5 protein-coding genes are annotated in these 5,065 nt (G+C 75.3%); 3 read left to right on the plus strand and 2 right to left on the minus strand.

Annotated features, from left to right (window positions below; all coding sequences use genetic code 11):
• Positions 1-435: 435 nt before the first annotated feature.
• Positions 436-1,854: a GAF domain-containing protein gene (locus tag F9B16_RS49085; RefSeq protein ID WP_151547130.1), complete on the plus strand. Its 1,419-nt coding sequence runs from the start codon at positions 436-438 to the stop codon at positions 1,852-1,854.
• A 94-nt stretch (positions 1,855-1,948) separates the two neighbouring features.
• Here F9B16_RS49085 and F9B16_RS49090 read toward each other — a convergent pair whose 3' ends face one another.
• The gene (locus F9B16_RS49090; protein WP_151547131.1) at positions 1,949-2,677 is read right to left on the minus strand and encodes a histidine phosphatase family protein; all 729 of its coding nucleotides are present in this window, start codon (positions 2,675-2,677) and stop codon (positions 1,949-1,951) included.
• A 62-nt stretch (positions 2,678-2,739) separates the two neighbouring features.
• On the opposite strand from F9B16_RS49090, the gene F9B16_RS49095 reads away from it, so the two are divergent.
• Entirely contained in the window at positions 2,740-3,102 is a 363-nt protein-coding gene (locus tag F9B16_RS49095; RefSeq protein ID WP_151547132.1) for a hypothetical protein, read from the plus strand.
• Between the two features lie 82 nt (positions 3,103-3,184).
• Positions 3,185-3,559, plus strand: a complete 375-nt coding sequence (locus tag F9B16_RS49100; protein ID WP_151547133.1) for a hypothetical protein — start codon at positions 3,185-3,187, stop codon at positions 3,557-3,559.
• A gap of 132 nt (positions 3,560-3,691) precedes the next feature.
• On the opposite strand, the gene F9B16_RS49105 is transcribed toward F9B16_RS49100, so the two are convergent.
• Complete coding sequence (locus tag F9B16_RS49105; RefSeq protein WP_192809389.1) at positions 3,692-4,615, minus strand: NERD domain-containing protein; 924 nt, start codon at positions 4,613-4,615, stop codon at positions 3,692-3,694.
• Between the last annotated feature and the right edge of the window lie 450 nt (positions 4,616-5,065).

Consider the following 5,065-nt stretch of genomic DNA (forward strand, 5'->3'; position numbering starts at 1 on the left):
GCCGGCCGCCCGCCGCCTGCGGCCGGCGCGCGCCGGTGGAGCGCCGCACCCGCACAGGCCGCGGCGGACGATGAGCAGGGCGCGGTCGGCGGTGTAGTCCGTCCGGTCGAGCGCCGGGCGGACCCGGTGACACGTCAGGCAGAGCATTGGTCTCCATTCCCCCCTCGTGCGCGGGAGCGGCGCGCCCGGGCCCGGCCCGCCGCCCCGTGCGCATTCCCCCCGGACGCGCTCGGGGCGGCGGGGCCCACAGGATGGCCCTCGGCTCCCAGCGGGACGGAACGTTAGGCGCCCCGACGTTGCATGCACGTTGCGACCGAGTGAACACGCACCGTGGCGTATCCGGTCCGGCCGTGTTCCCGCGAACCGGTTGCAACGCCCGCCGGATGGGCCGATCCTCAAACCCGTCGAGGTTGTCTCCGCAGGGGAAAGGCGCTGATGGTGGTGCAGAAGCAGGCGGTCGCCGCGCGCCCGCCGATCGCCGAGTCGTGGCGGCGCTCGCGCGACGCCGGCGTGGGCGCCGAGGTGGCGGCGGCGCCGCTGGTGTTCGACCGCGACACCGTCGCCGACGCCCGCGGCGCGCACCCGCTCGACCCGCACCTGCCGCTGCTGCGCGACCTGCTGCGGCACGTCGCCGACGAGACCGAGCACCTGATGGTGATCACCGACGAGGCGGGGCGGGCGCTGTGGACGCAGGGGCCGCCCGCCGTCCGCCGGGAGGCCGAGCGGATCGGGCTGATGGAGGGGTTCTGCTGGTCGGAGGCCGCCGTCGGCACCAACGGCATCGGCACCGCCCTCGCCACCGGCCGCGCCGAGTACGTGTACGCCACCGAGCACGTCGCGCACGTCCTGCACCGCTGGTCGTGCGCCGGCGCCCCGATCACCGACCCCGACACCGGCCGGGTGATCGGCTGCATCGACGTCAGCGCCACCGTCGCGGCGCTGCACCCGGCGACGGTCGCGCTGGTCGCCGCCGCCGCGCGGCTCGCCGAGTCCCGGCTCGAGGTCGACATGCGGCGGCGCGACGAGCGGCTGCGCGAGCGGTTCCTCGGGCAGCTGCGCGGCGCCGGGGTGCTGGTCACCGCGTCCGGGCGGATCCTCGCCGCGGCGCGCGAGGACTGGCGGGGCGTGCGGCTCGCCGTGCCGTCCGAGGGCCGCGCCCTCACCCTGCCCGACGGGCGCGTCGCGCTCGCCGAGCCGCTCGGCGAGGTGTACCTGCTGCGGCCGCCGTCCGGGACCGCGCTCGGCGGCCACGCCGCGGGCCGCCCGGTCCCGGACCGGCGCCCGCTGCTCACCCTCGCGCTGCTCGGCACCGACCAGCCGTCCGCGCGGCTCGACGGCGTCCGCGTGCCGCTGACGCTGCGGCACGCGGAGATCCTCGCGCTGCTCGCCCTGCACCCCGAGGGCCTGAGCGGCGACCGGCTGTCCTGGCACCTGTACGGCGACGACGGCAGCCCGGTGACGGTCCGCGCCGAGATCCACCGGCTGCGCGCGCAGCTCGGCGGGCTCGTCCGCGCCAAGCCGTACCGGCTGGACTGCGCGATCGACGCCGACTTCCTCACCGTCCGGCGGCTGCTGGACGAGGGCGACGTCGCCGCCGCCGTCCGGCTCTACGACGGCGAGCTGCTGCCCCGCTCGGACGCGCCCGCCGTGCGCGCCGAGCGCGACGAGCTGGCGGTGCGGATCCGCCGGTCCGCACTGGACCGGGGCGGCGCGGACGCGCTGTGGACCTACGCCCAGACCGAGCAGGGCCGCGCCGACCTGGAGGCCCTGGAGCGGCTCAGGGACGTGCTCCCGCAGGACGACCCGCGCCTCGCGGCCGTCACCACCCGCCGCGCCCGCCTCCTCGACGACTAGAAGCCGCCACCCCTACAGGCGCCGAGGCGGCCACCAGCCGAGGCGGTTACGAGCCGAGGCGGTTACGAGCCGAGGCGGTTACGAGCCGAGGCGGTTACGAGCCGACGCCCGCGTTGACCAGGTGTGCGCACTCGTTGTAGCAGACGGCGCTCAGCCCGCCGCCGTCGTGCCGCCACCGCGTCACCGACGCGTTCGCGACCGGCTCCTTCTCCACCTGCAGCACCTGCTGCTCGGTCAGGCCCTCCACCAGGTAGCGGGTCATCACCACGATCGCGTCGTGGGTCACCACCAGCGCCCGGCCGCCGGGCGCGTCGGCCTCCAGGTCGCGGTAGAAGCTGCGCAGCCGCAGCGCCAGGTCCGCCCACGACTCCCCGCCCGGCGGGCGGTAGTAGAACTTCCCGAGCCGCTTCAGCCGGTCGGCCTCGTCCGGGTGCCGGCGCTGCACCCCGACCCACGTGAGGCCCTGCAGGATGCCCTGCTCGCGGTCGCGGAGCCGCTCGTCCACCGTCATCCGCAGCCCGTCCGGGTCCTGCGGGTGGGCGTAGGACGTCTCGGCGAGCGCGATGCGGGCGGTGTCGAGCGTCCGCAGGTACGGGGACACCGCGACGAGCGTCGGCCGCTCGTCCTCCGGGAGGGCGGCGAGCCAGCGGCCCAGCGCCGCCGCCTGCGCCCGCCCCAGCTCCGACAGCGGGGTGTCCGCGTCGCGCTCGCGGATCCCCGTCTCCTCGGCGTCGGTGCCCTCCGCGGCCCGGTAGGCGAGGTTGCCGGTGCTCTCACCGTGCCGGGTCAGGTTGAGCCACTGCAGCGAATTCACGCTCGCCATGCTGCCATGGCGGGCGGGCCGCGCGGACCGCATGCTCTACAGCCGGTAGTACTCTTCTCTGCGTGACGACCGCCCTGGCCACCGCGATCATCGTGGTGGCGCTCCTCATCGCCGTGTACGCGCTGGTGACGGCGCTGCGCGGGCGCGCGATGGGGCTCCCCGACCTGATCGGGCTCGGGGTGCTGGAGGTGCTGCTGATCGCGCAGGCCGTCGTCGGGTTCGTCAAGCTGTCGGGTGACGAGGGGCCGAAGCACCCCGCCACGTTCATCGGCTACCTGCTGGCCGTCCTGGTGATCCCGGTCGCGGGCGCCGCCTGGGGGCTGCTGGAGCGGACCCGGTGGGGCTCCGCGGTGCTGGTGGTCGCCGGCGTCGCCGTCGCCGTCATGATCGTCCGAATGAACCAGCTGTGGAGCGGCAGTGCCTGAGCCCGACACCGGCGTCACCGGCGAACCGGCCGCCGCCCGTCCCGGCGGCGAGCGGGTCCGCACCGGCAGCGGCCCCGGCCGGCTGCTGGTCGCCGTCTACGCGATCTTCGCGCTCGCGGCCGGCGCGCGCGCGGGCGTGCAGATCGGCACCAAGTTCTCCGACGCGCCGCTGGCCTACTCCCTGTCGGCGTTCGCCGCGGCCGTCTACGTCCTGGCGACGGTCGCGCTGGCCCGCGGCGGCCGGACGTCGTTCCGGGTCGCCGTCACGGCGTGCTCGGTGGAGCTGGCCGGCGTCCTGGCGATCGGCACGCTCAGCCTGGTCGACCGCGCGGCGTTCCCGGACGCCACGGTCTGGTCCGGGTACGGCGAAGGGTACGGGTTCGTCCCGCTGGTCCTGCCCGTGGTGGGGCTGCTGTGGCTGCGCCGCACCGCCCGCCGCGCGCGCACCGGCGGCTGATCCTCCGCGCCGCTCCGCCACGACGGACGGGAACCGCGCGCCCGCCGGTCCCGCGCCGGTTCCGGCGGGCGCGCGGCGCTCGTCCCTCTCCAACACGATCATCGGCCCTCGTTCCGTCGCGGGCGGGGCGGGTCAGACCGCCGTGGTGACCGCGTCGCCGCCGCCGGCCTCACCGGCGGCCACCTCCGCCGAGGCGGGCTCCACCGCCTCGGCCGTCACGGCGTGGGCGGGTGCGGTCGTCAGAGGGGTTTCGGACGGCGGCTTCTTCGCGACCGAGACCCGCGAGGGCGGCGGGGGAGCGTCGGTCATGATGCGCCCGCCGATCGGCAGGCTGTGGACGGCGGCCCGCGCGATCGCCTCGACCTCCTCGGCGGAGTGCTCGGCGGTCGCGTTGCGGCGCATCCAGCGCACCAGCCGCAGCGGCGGCGCGAACACGATGCCGTCCGCGGTGAACGGCGACCGGGCCAGCTTGCCGCCGTGCACGGCGAGGACGGGCGTCACCGTCACCGGCGCGCCGTACCGCTCGGAGATCAGCCGCTCCGCGGCGGCGGCCCGCGCCGTCAGGCCGTTCACCAGCTTCGACTGGGTGCGGCCGTCGATGAACAGCCGCCCGCCGTGATGGGAGATCTCCGCGTCCGGGGCCCACGCCTCGTTGTGCACCAGCCACGCCCCGCCCGGCCCGACGACCAGCTCGTCCGCGGTCTCGTGCCCGGGCACGAGCCGGCCGTGCAGCACCCGGTGGCCGCGCCGCTCCAGGGTGAGGCGCAGCGTCCGGTCCATCCGCTCGACGCCGCGCAGGCCGCGCCGCCACACCCGGGACGCGTTGTACAGCCGCCAGTGCACCAGCGCGTCGGCGGACGCGAGCAGGACGGCCGCCACGACTCCGAAAACAGGGTTCACCAGCATCCCGCACAACACCAGCGCCGCGATCGCCAGAATTGCGCGGGTCCGCAACCGCCCTTTTCGGCCGCGCTGCCAGAGCTCCTCGTAAACCGCCTGGGGCGAACCGCCGGTGAACGCCTCGCGCCCGCGGATATAGATGGAATCGCCGAGCATCCCCAAACCTCCAGCACCTGCGACGACGGCCTCATTATGGCGAAAGACGGCCGATTGCCGCCACACGCGGCGAGGTGAGGGAAACCAAACGGTAAAGCAACTTCCTGGCCCGAAGCATTGCTTACCTGGTACTTTGCGGAGGTTGCGGGGCCGATTCCTGGGCAGAACTTTAGAACGTTCTAGGGCAATTGTGAAATGCGCGATGCAACTATCACCGTAACCCGCAGAGGGCCTTTCGGGCCGGTGGCATTTCTCACATGGACGATCACCCGCGGCCACCGGTACGGTCGTCTGCCGCCACACTGGACGGATGCACATCAGCGCCGCCGAGGACCTGCCCGTCCGCCACGCCGTCCCCGGGCTGCGGGCCGCGCTGGCCGCCCGCGGCGCCGCCGTCCTCGCCGCGCCGCCCGGCACCGGCAAGACCACCCTCGTCCCGCTCGCGCCGGC

The sequence above is a fragment of the Actinomadura montaniterrae genome (assembly GCF_008923365.1).
GTDB classification, from domain to species: Bacteria; Actinomycetota; Actinomycetes; order Streptosporangiales; family Streptosporangiaceae; genus Spirillospora; species Spirillospora montaniterrae.